Here is a 14,858-nt window from a genome sequence, read left to right as displayed (position 1 = left end):
TAAGGAAAATTAAAGCGCAATAAACGCCTTAATGCTGGCTTCAATACCAATATCATCTAGGCCTAGTTCCGCATAGATCTCATCTTGTGTACCTTGATGAATAAATTTATCAGGTAGCCCTAAGTTTAATGTTGGTGTCATTAACTTATTTGTCATTAGATATTCATTCACACCAGAACCCGCACCACCCATGATAGCGCCATCTTCGATAGTGACTAAGATATCATGGTTCTTAGCCATTTCAGCTAATAAGGCTTCATCTAACGGTTTTGCAAAACGCATATCAACAACTGTCGCATTTAAGCGTTCAGCAGCAGGAATTGCATTATGCATTAGCGTACCGAAACACAAAATTGCGACTTTTTCACCTTGGCGACGCACAATACCTTTACCGATTTCTAATTCAGTAAATGCTTCTTGTACTTCAATACCAGTGCCGCTGCCACGTGGGTAGCGTACAGCTGCAGGGCCACTATATTGATAACCTGTGTGCAGCATTTGACGACATTCATCTTCATCACTTGGCGTCATGATCACCATTTTAGGGATGCAGCGCATGAAGCTAATATCAAACGCACCTTGGTGAGTTTGACCATCTGCGCCAACTAGACCTGCACGATCAATGGCAAATAACACCGGAATGTCTTGAATTGCAACATCGTGAATCAGTTGATCATAACCACGTTGCAAGAAAGTTGAATAAATAGCGACAACAGGTTTATGACCACCAATGGCAAGACCGGCAGCGAAAGTAACACAATGCTGTTCAGCAATCGCTACGTCAAAGTATTGCTCTGGGTATGTTTCTGAGAATTTAATCATTCCCGAGCCAGCACCCATCGCAGGTGTCACAGCTGCTAATTTTTTATCTGTTTTTGCTACATCGCATAACCAATTACCAAAGATCTTTGAGAACGTTGGTTTTGACGGTGCCGATACGGGTAACGTATCTTCTGCAGGGTTGAATTTAGGTACTGCGTGATAGCCCAGTTGATCTTGTTCAGCTGGAGCATAACCTTTGCCTTTCTTCGTCACCACGTGTAAAAACTGTGGACCTTTAAGGCTGCGCATATTTCGCAGTGTTTCAACTAAGCCATTAACATCATGGCCATCAATTGGGCCAATATAATTAAAGCCAAACTCTTCAAATAGCGTACTTGGTACAACCATGCCTTTTAAATGTTCTTCCGCACGACGCGCAAGTTCTTTAATTGGCGGGATACCTGATAGCACCTTTTTACCGTTTTCACGGAAGCTAGAATAAGCATCGCCCGATAATAGTTTTGCTAAATGTTTATTTACTGCACCGACGTTTTCAGAAATAGACATATCGTTATCATTTAAAATAACCAGTACGTCTTTGTTGATGTGTCCAGCGTGATTTAGCGCTTCAAATGCCATACCACCCGTGATTGCACCATCACCAATAATCGCGACAGTTTTACGGTTTTTATCTTCTTGATCAGCTGCAACAGCAAGACCAAGTGCCGCACTGATTGATGTAGATGAATGACCAACATTAAGATGATCGTATTCACTCTCATCACGCCAAGGGAATGGGTGTAACCCACCTTTTTGACGGATCGTAGACATACGATCGCGACGACCGGTTAAGATTTTGTGCGGGTAGGCTTGATGACCTACATCCCATAACAATTTATCGTATGGCGTGTTGTAGACATAATGCAAAGCAACGGTTAATTCTACGACACCTAAGCCAGAAGCAAAGTGGCCGCCACTTTTACCTACGGTATGTAATAAATAGCTACGCAGTTCATCACATAAGTCATCCAAACGATCGGTCGGTAATTGGCGCAACTCTTCAGGGATGTCTGCCAATGCCAATGTAGGGTAATTCGAAATATCTAAGCTCATAATTTTTATAATTTTTATACTTTGTTAGAATCAGTTATTTATTTCGCTCGATGATGTACTGCGTAAATAAAGCGAGAGTTGTCGTATCATGCGGAATAGTTTCTAAGGCGAACATCGCTTGTTGATACAGTGCTTGGGCTTTTTCTTGCGCCCCTGCTAAACCGAGTAATGCTGGGTATGTTGATTTATTTAATTCAACATCGGAGCCCTGTGGCTTACCGAGCGTTTCAGTATCACTGATTATATCGAGAATGTCATCTTGAACTTGGAATGCTAAACCAATGGCATTTGACCAGGCATCTAAAGAGGCAAGTAATTCAACTGAGCAGAGTGGAGATGCTAAACCACCTAATTTTGCTGCGCAGTTAATTAATGCACCCGTTTTATTATTGTGGATAGCTTCGAGTTGTGCCAGCGAGATCTGTTTATCTGTTGCTGCGAGATCCATTGCTTGACCTCCACACATACCGCTATAGCCACTTGCTTTAGTTAGCGATTTCAGCATCGCTAAGCGATTTTTTTCTGCTTCAGGTGCCAATGCGCAATCAAGTAATAATTCAAATGCAAAAGGTTGCAGAGCATCACCGGCTAAGATAGCGGTAGCATGATCGAATTTAATGTGACAAGTTGGCTGGCCACGACGTAAATCATCATCATCCATCGCAGGCAAATCATCATGAATTAACGAATAGGCATGAATTGATTCAACAGAGGCTGCTGGGCCATCAAGATCGGCAAGGTTAACACCGAGCATTTCGCCAACGGCATAGACGATCACGGGGCGTACGCGTTTACCACCTTGTAAAAGACCATATTCCATTGCTGCTGCAAGCTGAGTGTCATGTGTTGGTAACAAGTTTATTTGTTGTTGCAAATAATCATTGATACGACCCTGATATTGGGTAATCGTGTTTGAAAGCTGCACTATTTAATTACTACTGTCAGAGTTGAAAGGAGAAAGCGTTTGCTGGTCACCGTTGGCGAGTAATATTGCTACTTGCTGTTCAGCATGCTGAAGTTTTTGTGAGCTAGCACGTGTTAAGCTAATACCGCGTTCAAATTGCTTCAACGCATTATCAAGTTCACAATCACCTTGCTCTAGGCTGTTAACGATTGCCTCTAGCTCTGTAATAGACGCCTCGAACGTCATATTTTCTGGTTTTTTTACCGCCATCGGGTGTCCCTCTGATAATATACTCGGGTATTATACCCAAGTTAATAAGGTATATACAGCTTAACTGTACGATGACAACGATAAGCAAGATAAGATCACTTAAGATATTTACTTGCTTGCCGATATAGATCGATGTATACACACGCTAGAAATATGATAATAATTTGCTTGATATGGGGAATGTTGTGGATTTAGCAACTTTAATAGGATTAATCGGCTCGTTTGCGTTTGTTGTGATGGCAATGATCATGGGCGGCGATATAAGTATGTTTCTTGATACGCAATCAGTTTTGATTGTGTTTATCGGCTCACTCTTTGTAGTATTGATGCATTTTAATTTTGGTCAGTTTTTAGCGGCGGCGAAGATCGCAGTAAAAGCGTTTATGTTTAAAATTGATAAACCTGAAGAGTTAATAGAACAAGCGGTCGAAATGGCTGATGCCGCACGTAAAGGTGGCTTCTTAGCTCTTGAAGAAGCGGAAGTGAATAATGAATTTATGCAAAAGGGTATCGATTTATTGGTTGATGGCCACGATGCGACCGTTGTAAGTCAAACATTACAAAAAGACATTAAGCTGACAACGGCACGTCATAAAGCCGGTATTCACGTATTTAGCATGATTGGTGAAGTTGCGCCTGCAATGGGGATGATTGGTACCTTGGTTGGTTTGGTTGCGATGCTGTCAAACATGGATGATCCGAAATCGATTGGTCCTGCGATGGCTGTTGCCTTGTTAACGACATTGTATGGCGCTATTTTTGCTAACATGATTGCAATCCCAATTGCCGGAAAATTGAAATTACGTTCTGAAGAAGAGATGCTGAATAACACCTTGATTATGGATGCTATTTTAGGTATTCAAGAAGGGCGAAATCCTCGGGTAATCGAAAGTTTATTAAAAAATTACCTCAATTCATCAAAACGTGCAATAGCGGATGCTGACGTTTAGTTGGCCTAACGATGGCTGCTCAATGAATAGAGAGATGATTTATGTCAGATGAATGTGATTGCCCACCTCCAGGCCTCCCCGCGTGGATGGGTACATTTGCCGATTTGATGAGCCTGTTAATGTGCTTCTTCGTATTACTGCTGTCTTTTTCAGAAATGGACGTGGTTAAGTTTAAGCAGATTGCTGGTTCGATGCAGTTTGCATTTGGTGTTCAAAATCAGATTGATGTAAAGAATATACCAAAAGGCACAACGGTTATTGCACAGGAATTTCGACCTGGCCGACCAGATCCAACACCGATTGAAACCATCATGCAACACACGATTGATAACAGTGAAGCTGAATTGGATTTCAAAGACGGTGAAGATCAAAATGCAGGTGGTAAGAACAAGCTAGAAGAAGACAGTAATGGAGGTAAATCACCAGAAACCTCGACGCGTGAAAATACGCCAACAGAAAATGTCGAAGTGACTGAAGATACCAGTGAGTTGGTTAAAGCATTGGCTGAAGCGTTAAAAGAAGAAGTTGATAGCGGGGGCGTTGAGGTTGAAAACCTAGGCCAGCAAATCATCATTCGTATTAATGAAAAAGGCTCATTCCCAGCTGGTTCGGCATTTTTACAACCACGTTTTCGTCCCGTTATTCAGAAAGTAGCTGAATTGTTAGCAACGATACCGGGTATTATTACCGTTGCTGGTCATACTGGTAAAGAGCAATTACATTCTGAGTTATACCGTTCTAAATGGGATTTATCGAGTCAACGTGCTGTTTCTGTTGCCCATGAAATGTTAAAGGTTGAAGAGTTCACTGAAAGTCGTTTGATCGTGCAAGGGATGGCCGACACGCAACCGTTAACCGATATTGCAAGTGAACTGCGTCGTAACCGCCGAGTTGAAATTAGTATTATGCAGGGTAAAGCGAAGTTATCAGAACCGCTTGATGTCGTTAAATAAGATGGTTTAAATAAGATAACTTAAGTAAAACAGAGGCTTAACCTATTTGTTACGCGAGTAATTGAGTGTAAGCAGGGATGAAAAAAAGGCTCACTAGCATGGATAAAAGCATGCGGTGAGCCTTTTTTGTTTAACGCTTTATCTGCCATCTTTCAGTTATTCATTTAACTACTTGATTCACTGCGGGCGAGTCTTTTTCGGGCTAACTGACATAAGGCGGTTACTTGTTTTTCGGTAAATTCTTCACTGTTTCCTTGGCATTCGCCACTATTATCAATACTAAAGTTTGGTGATGAACTCTGTAATATAAACGTTTGCTTACGTGCTTGGTATTGTTCTGTTGTTAAATGCTGCTGGGCTATTTGTTCTATCTGTTGCTTACGCTCTGAGGGCGTTAAATTACTATCGAGTTTGGCAACGGTCAGCATGTATTGATCATAATTAATATCTTGGCCAAACATCGCATCGCGTTCTTCTAATGTGAATACGCTATCGCGCATATCTTGGCGCGCTTGCATCAACCCCTCAATGGTTTGCAGGGTATCGTTATCTGTCAGGGTATTTAGCTCGGGTAAATCTTGCAAGGCTATATCTTGGGCATAAAAATCTTGCATTTGCTGCTTATAATCGAGGTATTTATCTAATAAGGCTAAGGCTTGTTGTGCGGCTGGCTGTGGGTAAGTAAGTTTAATATATTGCTGTATGCTCGTGAGCAATTCTGCAGGTGTTAAATCACCTTCGGCACTAAAAAAATAATCAAATAACATTTTGATGTCATGATTTAACACTAGCTGGTTATTACTATCAACGTGGATTAAGCTACTTGGATCCGTACTTGCTAAGGATGCAGGCATGTTAATATCAGCCAGTAAGACAACGTTATCACTTAATGCATGACTATCCGTAGCGGTTGTTTTTTTACGTAATGCGATTGAGGATCTTAGTATGGATTGTTGCGTGTTATCGACGTTATGGTTATCACTTAGCGCAGAGGCTTGTTCTGTTTTATTCGGAGTTGTGTTGCCATTGTATAAGTAGATACCAGTGACACTGATAATTAATATACTCATCATGGCGACAGATTTTTTTATATTATGCATTCGACCATCCAGGTATAAGACCAAAACAACGCTCAATTTAAGCTTTGGTCTGCTTTTTTTGTTAAATGTTTTGCTAAAATGGAGTACTTAGCACGAACTGTTTACAAACCTTGTTGTGCAAGCATGTTGGCATGTTTGGTGTAGATAGCTGGTATATTTAGCTTCCAACTGCCTAGGCCCATTAATTGATTAATTGCATCAAAATGGTTGGCGTTGTAATCAAGTTTGATGACTTGACCAATCGCTTGACCACACATTGGCACTAAACCATCCCATTGAAATCCATCTTCTGATTTATATTCAGGTACAAAGAGTCCAAATACTGGCACTAGCATTGAATCAAGTGGGTCGAGCACATTCGTGCTGTATTTGTTGCCGCCCCAAGAATAATACTTAATCCCGTTCGACTCTGTTTGCCCATAGTAAGCGGGGTCAACATCGCCTTTTTCACCATTGTTAATGGTCATGCAGTCTTGAGTTGGCATTACCGACATATCAGTAAATTCGTCAGCATACAGTGCCACTTGTTCGCGGTTAGTGGCTTGAGCCAGGCGCAATAAATCTTGTTCTCCACGCGCGGGACTGTCGTAATCACCGTCAGCGGCATCTTCTTTTGCAGATAATAATTCGAGGGTATTAAATACAAAGTTAATCAGCGGTACGCCTAATTTTTCAATGGTGCTGCCTTCTTCTACAGCGGCTCTGAAACCTTCGGAAAAGTGAGTGCCTTTGTTCATCCCATGCGATGTTGATACTGATGCGATGCTATCGCTGACGCGTTCATCATTTGCGGCAAAACGAGAGGCGAGGGCTCCTTGGCTATGCGCTATTAGGTTTACTTTATCTGCGCCTGTTAGCGCTAATATTTGCTCGATATCGTAAACAAGCTCTTCGCCACGAACTTCGTTTAACTCCGCGCTTGATAGATTGGTTACATACACTTCAGCACCTTGTTCGCGCAGCGCATCTGTAATGCCGTACCAATAATCGATACCGATCGCACTATCAAATGCAAACGCGCCGCCTACCATCACAATAGGATATTTTGTTTTAGCGAAGGTCGGTTCTGGTTTATCAAACCAGCCCGCATTGGCTTGAGTAGTGATTAATAGTGTGCTCGATATAGCTGCTGCAAGGGCTACTTTGTTGAAATTCCATTTCATTTTTAATCCTCAATAAACAAATGGGACAGGTTGTCTCAATTGGTTTGTTGAGCATATAAGTTCATTTTAAAATGTGTCAATATTTGTTCGTGCTCGTTTTCGAAACAAATCGAAAGCGTGAATCCTCTCACATTAACGCCTGTTTTCATTATCAATTTAGTCAGCTATTAGTCAGTCATAAGTATGAATACCAGTTTATTGTTGAGCATATATTCCAATAAGGGGTTATTAAGTATATTAACATCACATTTAGATACTTAATCTTACCAATTGTCATATTGTAGGTATTAACGGTTGTCGATTGATGATAGTTTAGAATATATAGCAATTAAATGAATTAATTGCTATTGTGAGTAATACTCCTTTAGGGGTGCTTTATATTTTAATTAAACAAAAATTGAAATATAAAACAAATTTAAAGGTCATGGATGTAATTGTCGTACTGGAGTTTGTACATGTTAAAAAATAAAATAACCCAATCATTATTATTAGGCGCAGGTCTTACGTTTGCTGCCACTTCTCTTACTGCTACAGCCGCAGAAGTTCCTGCCGGTGTAAAGCTAGCTAAAACCCAAGAAATTGTACGTGGTAATGGTACTGAAGTTGCCTCGCTTGACCCACATAAAACCGAAGGTGTACCAGAGTCACATGTAATCCGTGATTTAATGGAAGGTTTGGTAAACCAAGACGCAAATGGTAAAACGATTCCGGGTGTAGCTGAAAGCTGGGAAACAATTGATAATAAAACATTTACCTTTCACCTACGTAAAAATGCGAAATGGTCTAACGGTGACCCTGTTACCGCGCATGATTTCGAATACAGCTTTAAGCGCGTAGTTAATCCTGCAACTGCTGCACCTTACTCATGGTATATGGAAATGACTACCATGGTGAATGCATCAGATATTATCGCGGGTAAGAAAGATAAAGACACGTTAGGTATTAAAGCACTAGATGATTACACGCTAGAAATTAAACTAGAAAGTGCAGTGCCTTATTTCGTGATGATGATGGGTCACACAACAGTAAAACCAGTACACCAAGCGACAGTTGAAAAATTCGGTGATAAATGGACACGTCCAGACAATTTTGTTGGTAACGGTGCGTATACAGTAGATAAGTGGGTTGTAAATGAACGTATTACCCTAAAGCGTAACGCGCAATACTGGGATGATGCAAAAACAGTTATCAACAAAGTGACTTTCCTACCGATTGAAAACCAAGTAGCAGAAATGAACCGCTTCTTATCGGGCGAAATTGATATTACCAATGAACTACCAAACGAGCACTTCCGTCGTTTACAGAAAGAACATAAAGAAGACGTATCTATCACGGGTAACTTGTGTACTTATTACTATGCATTTAATACCACGAAAGCACCCTTTAACGATGTGCGAGTTCGTCAAGCATTATCATATTCAATCGACCGTGACATCATTACTAAAGCGTTATTAGGCCAAGGTCAAAAGAACGCTTATGCATTCACACCTGAGATTATTTCTGGTTTCACGCCTGAACTACCTGATTATGCAAAACTAACGCAGAAACAGCGTATCGAAAAAGCACAATCACTGTTAGCTGAAGCGGGTTTTGATAAGTCAAATCCACTGTCTTTCAATTTGCTATATAACACCAGTGAAAACCACAAGAAAAACGCAATTGCGATCACGTCTATGTGGAAAAAATCATTGGGTATTAACGTGACACTTGAAAACCAAGAATGGAAATCATTCTTAGACAGCAAGCGTCAAGGTAACTTCGATGTGACACGTGCCGGTTGGTGTGGCGATTACAACGAACCATCAACGTTCCTATCATTAATGCAAAGCACAAACTCTTCAAATGACGCGCACTATAAGAGCAAATCATATGACGAGCTAATGCAACAAGCTCTTGCGACAACAAGTGATGAAGCGCGTAACGACATCTACCTAAAAGCTGAATCACTATTGGCAAAAGACATGCCGATTGCCCCTATTTATCAATATGTTAAAGCACGCTTGTTAAATCCGCTAGTTGGCGGCTACCCAACAAACAATGCTGAAGAGCAAATCTTCACTAAAGATCTTTATATCATTGCGAACTAGTCGCAAACTAACGATATAACATTCTTTTCATATTAGATTGATCAACGGATGGTGTTCACCTGAGCACTGTCCTTGATCTTGCACTTTTAATAAGTGTAATAGGATATTAATTTATGTTTAAATTTATTATCAAGCGTATCTTCGAATCGATCCCAACCATGTTGGTATTGATCACGCTGTCATTCTTTCTTATGCGTTTTGCCCCGGGTAACCCGTTTTCGAGCGAACGCGCTTTGCCACCCGAAGTGATGGCTAACATTAATGCTAAGTATGGTTTAGATAAGCCCGTACTTGAGCAATACACGACTTATTTAACTAATATCATCCAAGGTGATTTAGGGCCTTCTTTTAAATATAAAGATTTTACAGTAAATGAATTGGTTGGTGCGGCATTACCTGTATCCGCTAAAATTGGTTTTTTTGCTTTTGTGTTAACGCTTATCCTCGGCGTATTTATTGGCACGATGGCTGCTCTCAGGCAGAATACGTGGTTTGATTACACTATTATGTCCACAGCGATGCTCGGGGTTGTGATGCCCTCATTTGTACTCGCTCCTGCTCTTATTTATCTTTTTTCAATTAATTTAGGCTGGTTACCGGCTGGTGGTTGGAACAGCGGTACTTGGATGTACATGATCCTACCTGTTGTGGCGATGTCATTATTGTATGTGGCTACATTTGCTCGTATCACCCGTGGCAGCATGATTGAAGTGATGAACAGTAATTTCATTCGTACCGCGCGTTCGAAAGGATTAAGTAAGCCACATATCGTTATCAAACATGCGTTAAAACCAGCGATGTTACCGGTTGTTTCATACATGGGACCTGCATTCGTGGGTATTATTACTGGTTCGGTAGTGATTGAAACCATCTTTGGTTTACCGGGTATTGGTAAGTTGTTTGTGAACGCCGCATTTAACCGAGATTATTCCCTAGTGATGGGTATTACCGTTTTAATCGGTTTCTTATTCATCTTATTTAATGCAATCGTTGATATTTTACTTGCTTATATCGACCCGAAAATTCGCTACTAAGGGACTAGGTATGTTATCTAAAACAGACAAAGTAGAAGCGCTAAACACCTTCTCAAATAATTTAGAAATCGAAGGCCGCAGTTTGTGGCAAGATGCCCGTATTCGCTTTATGCGTAACAAAGCGGCGATGGTGAGTTTATGTATTCTTTTCTTAATCACCTTGTCAGTTATCTTTGTGCCGATGTTCAGTCAGTATGCGTTTGACGATACTGACTGGTATGCATTGCATCAGGCTCCTTCAGCAGAGCATTGGTTTGGTACGGATAGTTTAGGTCGTGATTTATTAGTGCGTACCTTTATCGGCGGCCGTATCTCGATGATGGTTGGTGTGATGGGGGCATTAGTTGCTGTACTTATCGGTACGCTATATGGCGCTGCATCAGGTTTCATCGGTGGTAAAACAGACCGTGTAATGATGCGTATCCTTGAGATCCTTTACGCAATTCCGTTCATGTTCCTTGTTATCGTATTGGTGACATTCTTTGGTCGCGATATTATCTTAATTTTTGTGGCGATTGGTGCAATTGCGTGGTTAGACATGGCGCGTATTGTTCGTGGTCAGACGCTAAGCTTACGTGGTAAAGAGTTTATCGAAGCGGCACATGTATGTGGTGTGAGTAAGTGGGGCATTATTACCCGCCATATCGTTCCGAATGTATTAGGTATTGTTGCTGTTTATTCAACACTGTTAATTCCAAGCATGATCTTAACTGAATCATTTTTAAGTTTCCTTGGTCTTGGTGTGCAAGAGCCAATGACAAGTTGGGGTGCCTTACTGCAAGAAGGTGCACAAACAATGGAAATAGCGATTTGGCAATTAGCCTTCCCAGCTGCATTTATGGTGTTAACACTGTTTTGCTTTAACTATGTTGGCGATGGTCTGCGTGATGCGTTGGATCCAAAAGACAGATAATAGCTAAATAGAATGGCTTAAAGTGAGCAGTAACCTAACTTAAGCCATTCTAGTGTAAATATATTGCTGACTACACAGTTAGATGTAGAGCTAGAACAAGATTAAGGATGTCAGATGAGTTTACTAGATGTTAAAGACCTACGCGTTGAGTTTACGACTCAAGACGGTAATGTCACGGCGGTTAACGATTTAAATTTCTCTCTTAGCCCAGGCGAAACACTGGGTATTGTTGGCGAGTCCGGCTCAGGTAAGTCACAGACTGTATTTGCAATCATGGGATTGCTGGCGAAAAACGGTATTATTTCTGGCAGTGCAAAGTTCGAAGGTAAAGAGATCTTAAATTTACCAGAGAAAGAACTAAACCATGTTCGCGCAGAACAAATTGCCATGATCTTCCAAGACCCAATGACTTCACTAAACCCTTACATGAAGGTGAGTGAGCAAATGATGGAAGTACTGATTTTACATAAAGGCATGAGCAAAAAAGAAGCCTTTGAAGAATCAGTATTTATGCTTGAATCGGTTAAGATTCCTGAAGCGCGTATTCGTATTAACATGTATCCGCATGAGTTTTCAGGTGGTATGCGTCAGCGTGTAATGATCGCAATGGCCTTGTTATGTCGCCCTAAACTGTTGATTGCAGATGAACCAACGACTGCATTGGATGTAACGATTCAAGCGCAGATCATGCAATTATTGAATGAATTGAAAGACAAGTTTAATACCGCCATTATTATGATTACGCATGATTTGGGTGTGGTAGCTGGTAGTTGTGACAAGGTATTAGTGATGTATGCGGGTCGTACAATGGAGTATGGTAAGGTAAATGATATCTTCTATACACCGAGCCACCCTTATACAGAAGGCTTACTTAAATCAATTCCACGTTTAGATACCGAAGGTGATATTTTACCGACCATTCCGGGTAATCCACCTAACTTGTTATCACTGCCGAAAGGGTGTGCATATCAAGATCGTTGTCATCGTGCACAAGAACACTGCCAACAAGAACAACCACAATTAATCCCGTTTGCTGGCGACCGTTTACGTGCCTGCTTCTCAGACCAGGGGACATGGTAATGACTAATGTAGTAAAGCAAGAGCAAGTTGCGGTACAAGCGGTAAAGAAAGAATTGCTGCTAGAAGTGAATGACCTTAAGGTTCAATTTGATATCCCATCAAAGTCATTATGGCCTTGGGCACCACCTCGACCACTTAAAGCGGTTGATGGTGTAAGTATCAAATTATACGAAGGTGAAACGTTGGGTGTAGTAGGGGAATCAGGTTGTGGTAAATCGACATTTGCCCGAGCTCTTATTGGCTTAGTGCCAGCGGCGGCTGGTCATGTGGTTTGGTTAGGCCAAGATCTTACGCGTTTACCGCACAATGAAATGCGTGAAAAACGTAAAGAAATTCAAATGATTTTCCAAGATCCGCTGGCATCATTAAACCCTCGTATGACGGTAGGTGACATTATTGCCGAGCCGCTACGCACTTTCTTTCCAAATCTATCTAAAGTAGAAGTGAAAGAGCAAGTGAAGGACATGATGACGAAGGTAGGTCTATTGCCTAACGTGATTAACCGTTATCCGCATGAATTCTCGGGTGGTCAGTGTCAGCGTATTGGTATTGCTCGTGCACTTATCTTAAAGCCTAAGATGATTATTTGTGATGAGCCAGTATCTGCATTGGATGTATCCATTCAAGCGCAGGTAGTGAACTTGTTACAATCATTGCAGAAAGAATTGGGTTTAAGCCTGATCTTTATTGCCCATGATTTATCGATTGTAAAACACATTTCTGATCGCGTATTAGTCATGTATCTCGGTAATGCGGTTGAATTAGGTGAGTCGAAAGCCTTGTTTTCAGATCCGAAGCACCCGTATACGAAAGCATTAATGTCTGCAGTACCAATCCCAGATCCGGAACTTGAGCGTAATAAGAAAATAGAAATGTTGGAAGGTGATTTACCGTCACCATTAAACCCGCCATCAGGGTGTGTATTCCGTACACGCTGCCCTGTTGCGAAAGCCAGTTGTGCCGAAACTAAGCCTCAGCTAATTGGTAACGAAGAACATTCAGTGTCTTGTTTAATGGTTGCTTAATACCTTTGGCATAATGCTCTCGATATAATTTAAAATAGTCACAATATTCAATACCTATCAGCGAATCGTTGATAGGTATTTTTTTGTTTGTTTTTTAATGATACTTCGATAATCCTCTGTATTTCCTACCAATATGCCTTCCAGCACTTTTATTTTTTGATTAAAAATGACCCGTTATAGTCAAAAAACTAAAACGCGAATGATATCGTAATATTTAGATTTAAAACCTATATAAATCACATTATTACGATTAATTGATTTGTCGTGAGGTTAATTTGAAGAATATGATGCTTATATCAACTAATGGGTACTCCATACTTGTGTTAATGACGTTGCTTATATATTTTCATATAGAAAACAGAATCTTATTAAGATGAATAAATATAAGAATAATAAAATAAACATTAGGAAATTATAATGAAATATTCAACTCTTGCTCTAACTCTTGCATCAATTCTGTCTGTCGGCGCAGCTAGCGCTGCAACAATCTATAAAAATGATAATGGTGATAATTTAAAAATTTATGGTGGTATGGAAGTCGGTGGTACGGTTGTATCTGACACGGATAAAACACCGTTTGGGCCAAGTTCTACCTATGTCGACGATTCATTTATGACGCTGGGTGTAAAGGGCTCAACAGGTAATATCTATGCCAAGTTTGAGATGGATGCAGAGCGTCAAGATTGGACTACTGATAATAATATGCGCCTTGTTATCGACAAGGCTTATGTAGGCTACAATTTAACACCGAAGCAATCAATTGAGTTTGGTCGTACTGATACAGCCTATGATCACTATGATGCATTTGGTGATGTAACAAATGAATTAGGTGCTAGTATTTCTGAAGCGGGTGACCAAGATAATACGCTAAAATACCGAGGTCAATTTGGTAATATTAAAGTGGGTATTTCTCACTCATTAGAAGGCTGGGATGGTACAACGGATAAAAAGACTACATACGAGCTTGATGCTGATGGTAAAACAGTGAAAGCTACAACAATTGATACTGGCGAACCAAAAAAATATTCATATGAAACAGATTCACTATTTGGTCAAGTAACTAACGGTTACATTGGTTATTTTGGTGATGATTTCACAGTGCTTGCAGGTGCTGAAGTGGGCGATGAAACTGAAATTTATTCACTACACGGTGAAGTTAAATTAGGTGATGTCACTGTATCTGGCTTAATTTGGGATCAAACCAAAAATTTCAATAAAAATGAAAGCTCAGAAAAAAATATCGTCGGTACTAACATCGGCGCTAAATATAAATTGACCGAGAAACTAAATCTGTTAGCGAGTGTGAACTTCGAAGATTTAGATAATGTTGACGCATCTAAGGAAGATTACAAATCAGAGTGGGCTGTTATCGGTGCTGAATACAAATATGCTCGAAATATTAAGTTAGCTGCTGAAATTGCAGCGGGTGATGTGCTTAAAAATGGCGAAAGTGGTGCGCTAGGCTACGTTAAAGCTTATTACTGGTTCTAAGCTAATCAATCTA

General features: G+C 40.6%; 13 protein-coding genes. 8 read left to right on the top strand and 5 right to left on the bottom strand.

From position 1 onward, the window contains the following. Nucleotides 1–9 precede the first annotated feature (9 nt). Genes dxs through HWV00_RS17270 form a run of 3 tightly spaced genes read right to left on the bottom strand, consistent with a single transcriptional unit; the run spans nt 10 to nt 3,049 of the window. Complete coding sequence (dxs, locus tag HWV00_RS17280; RefSeq protein WP_211683350.1) at nt 10–1,875, bottom strand: 1-deoxy-D-xylulose-5-phosphate synthase; 1,866 nt, start codon at nt 1,873–1,875, stop codon at nt 10–12. 34 nt (nt 1,876–1,909) lie between these two features. Beyond that, nucleotides 1,910–2,800, bottom strand: a complete 891-nt coding sequence (gene ispA / locus HWV00_RS17275; RefSeq protein ID WP_211683349.1) for a (2E,6E)-farnesyl diphosphate synthase — start codon at nt 2,798–2,800, stop codon at nt 1,910–1,912. A gap of 3 nt (nt 2,801–2,803) precedes the next feature. Next, nucleotides 2,804–3,049, bottom strand: coding sequence for an exodeoxyribonuclease VII small subunit (locus HWV00_RS17270; protein WP_211683348.1), 246 nt, complete (start codon nt 3,047–3,049; stop codon nt 2,804–2,806). 185 nt (nt 3,050–3,234) lie between these two features. Between HWV00_RS17270 and pomA the strand changes: the two genes are divergently transcribed. Further along, a complete protein-coding gene (gene pomA, locus HWV00_RS17265) occupies nt 3,235–3,999 on the top strand; it encodes a flagellar motor protein PomA (protein WP_211683347.1) in 765 nt (254 codons plus the stop codon). 41 nt (nt 4,000–4,040) lie between these two features. Continuing rightward, nucleotides 4,041–4,952 carry a flagellar motor protein MotB gene (locus HWV00_RS17260; protein WP_211683346.1) on the top strand — a complete coding sequence of 304 codons (912 nt, stop codon included), beginning with the start codon at nt 4,041–4,043 and terminating at the stop codon, nt 4,950–4,952. Between the two features lie 164 nt (nt 4,953–5,116). On the opposite strand, the gene HWV00_RS17255 is transcribed toward HWV00_RS17260, so the two are convergent. After that, nucleotides 5,117–6,052: a lipase secretion chaperone gene (locus HWV00_RS17255; RefSeq protein ID WP_211683345.1), complete on the bottom strand. Its 936-nt coding sequence runs from the start codon at nt 6,050–6,052 to the stop codon at nt 5,117–5,119. Nucleotides 6,053–6,153: 101 nt separating this feature from the next. Further along, nucleotides 6,154–7,215, bottom strand: a complete 1,062-nt coding sequence (locus HWV00_RS17250) for a triacylglycerol lipase (RefSeq protein WP_211683344.1) — start codon at nt 7,213–7,215, stop codon at nt 6,154–6,156. Nucleotides 7,216–7,670: 455 nt separating this feature from the next. Here HWV00_RS17250 and HWV00_RS17245 point away from each other — a divergent pair, with 455 nt between their 5' ends. The 6 genes from HWV00_RS17245 (at nt 7,671) to HWV00_RS17220 (ending at nt 14,845) form a co-directional block, all read left to right on the top strand. Then, nucleotides 7,671–9,302 (top strand): ABC transporter substrate-binding protein, encoded by a 1,632-nt coding sequence (locus HWV00_RS17245; RefSeq protein ID WP_211683343.1) that lies wholly within the window; start codon nt 7,671–7,673, stop codon nt 9,300–9,302. Nucleotides 9,303–9,415: 113 nt separating this feature from the next. Next, a complete protein-coding gene (gene oppB / locus HWV00_RS17240; RefSeq protein WP_211683342.1) occupies nt 9,416–10,336 on the top strand; it encodes an oligopeptide ABC transporter permease OppB in 921 nt (306 codons plus the stop codon). A 10-nt stretch (nt 10,337–10,346) separates the two neighbouring features. Next, a complete protein-coding gene (gene oppC, locus HWV00_RS17235; RefSeq protein ID WP_211683341.1) occupies nt 10,347–11,249 on the top strand; it encodes an oligopeptide ABC transporter permease OppC in 903 nt (300 codons plus the stop codon). Nucleotides 11,250–11,363: 114 nt separating this feature from the next. Beyond that, nucleotides 11,364–12,329 carry an ABC transporter ATP-binding protein gene (locus HWV00_RS17230; protein ID WP_211683340.1) on the top strand — a complete coding sequence of 322 codons (966 nt, stop codon included), beginning with the start codon at nt 11,364–11,366 and terminating at the stop codon, nt 12,327–12,329. Beyond that, a complete protein-coding gene (oppF, locus tag HWV00_RS17225) occupies nt 12,329–13,354 on the top strand; it encodes a murein tripeptide/oligopeptide ABC transporter ATP binding protein OppF (RefSeq protein WP_370630464.1) in 1,026 nt (341 codons plus the stop codon). The genes HWV00_RS17230 and oppF overlap by 1 nt, the downstream gene beginning before the upstream one ends. Before the next feature lie 417 nt (nt 13,355–13,771). Further along, a complete protein-coding gene (locus tag HWV00_RS17220; RefSeq protein WP_211683337.1) occupies nt 13,772–14,845 on the top strand; it encodes a porin in 1,074 nt (357 codons plus the stop codon). Nucleotides 14,846–14,858: the final 13 nt, after the last annotated feature.

It is taken from the genome of Moritella sp. 24 (genome assembly GCF_018219155.1).
Taxonomy (GTDB): Bacteria; Pseudomonadota; Gammaproteobacteria; order Enterobacterales; family Moritellaceae; genus Moritella.
This window is presented reverse-complemented; position numbering and strand designations above follow the sequence as displayed.